The sequence below is a fragment of the Nocardiopsis sp. TNDT3 genome, assembly GCF_003427465.1.
GTDB classification, from domain to species: Bacteria; Actinomycetota; Actinomycetes; order Streptosporangiales; family Streptosporangiaceae; genus Nocardiopsis; species Nocardiopsis dassonvillei.
Genome location: NZ_QPFC01000743.1, coordinates 1 through 1,311, shown reverse-complemented (window position 1 = coordinate 1,311; position 1,311 = coordinate 1). Strand labels below are relative to the sequence as shown.

At 75.0% G+C, this 1,311-nt stretch carries 2 protein-coding genes; both read right to left on the bottom strand.

The window, feature by feature from the left end; genetic code table 11:
- Window positions 1–36: 36 nt before the first annotated feature.
- Window positions 37–444, bottom strand: a complete 408-nt coding sequence (locus DQW06_RS18350; RefSeq protein WP_013155094.1) for an MscL family protein — start codon at window positions 442–444, stop codon at window positions 37–39.
- A gap of 105 nt (window positions 445–549) precedes the next feature.
- Window positions 550–1,206, bottom strand: a complete 657-nt coding sequence (locus DQW06_RS18345) for an SAF domain-containing protein (protein ID WP_013155093.1) — start codon at window positions 1,204–1,206, stop codon at window positions 550–552.
- Window positions 1,207–1,311: the final 105 nt, after the last annotated feature.

Below are 1,311 nucleotides of genomic sequence, written 5' to 3'. Positions count from 1 at the left end.
GCCCCGCACGGGGCCGCCCCGACGCGTCCGACCGCCTCAGGCGGCCGTCTCGGGCACCACCTCGCTGGTGCAGTGGGCGCAGCGGGACGCCTTCTTGCTGATCTCGCTGAGGCAGTGCGGGCACTCGCGCGTGGTGGCCTCCTCGGCCTTGACGAAGCGCTCCACCACCTTGGCCACGGGCAGGACCACGAAGAAGTACAGGATCGCTGCGGTGATCAGGAACGAGATCAGCGCGTCGACGAACGCCCCGTACAGGAACCGGCTCCCGTTGATCTCGAAGTAGAGGTCGCCGAAGGTGGGGACCCCGCCGAAGATGCCGATCAGCGGGGTGATGAACCCCTCGGTGAACGCGGTGATGAGGTTGGCGAAGACCGCGCCGATCACGACCGCGACCGCCAGCTGCACCAGGTTGCCCTGGAGCAGGAACTTCTTGAAGCCTTGCATGGATACAAGCCCTACATACTCGTGGTGTCCGTACGGGCGCCGGAGCGGGATCCCCGGGTGGGAGCCCGCGGCGCCCGGACAGCTTTGCCCACCGGACGTCGCCGGTCAACCGCGGATGGTGATGGACAGCCGGGAGGCGGCCGCGTGGCCCGCCAGACTCCTGGCCTCGACGGGCGTGGCCGCGACGACGATCAGCGCGCCGCCCTCCCCGCCGCCCGAGGACTCCTCCTCCGGCAGGGCCAGGACGGGGCGGTCGCTGACCACCTCCACGGCGGGGCCCGCCCGGGCGGGCGCGAGGTCGTCGCTGCCTCCGGCGGCGAGGACGTCCACCCGGCTGCCGGGGGAGAGCAGGCCCACCGCGCCGGGGTCGGCCACCCGCACCGGAACGGCGACCAGGCCGGGGCCGTAGGCCCGCGCGGGAGGGTCGGCGAGCCGGGCGTCGGTGATCACCTCTCCCCGGCGTACCGGGGCGTTGAGACGGAGCCCGGCGGCCGCGGTGTCGGCCGCGAGCGCGCCGCCCGGCACGGACCCGGCGGGCAGGTCCCGGGCGGTGAGGTCGCCCTCGGTGAGGGGGTCCGCGGCGCCGAGGTCGCGGGAGGCGACCAGGACGCGGGTGACGGGTACGGGTGCGGGGCGTACGGCCAGGACGGCGCTGAGGAGCGCGGCGGCGGCCAGGAGGGCGGCGACGACGCGCCGGTGCCGGTCCAGGAGCCGGGTGAGCGCGCGCCGGTGTCGGTAGGGCGGGGGTGCGGCGTTGGTCATAACCTCAACGCTAGGCCGCGGAGGGCCCGTTCGGAGGTTGTCCACAGGCCCGATCGCGCGGGCCGCGCACCGGGGCGTCCGGTCGGGGCGCCCGGGCGTGGAGGG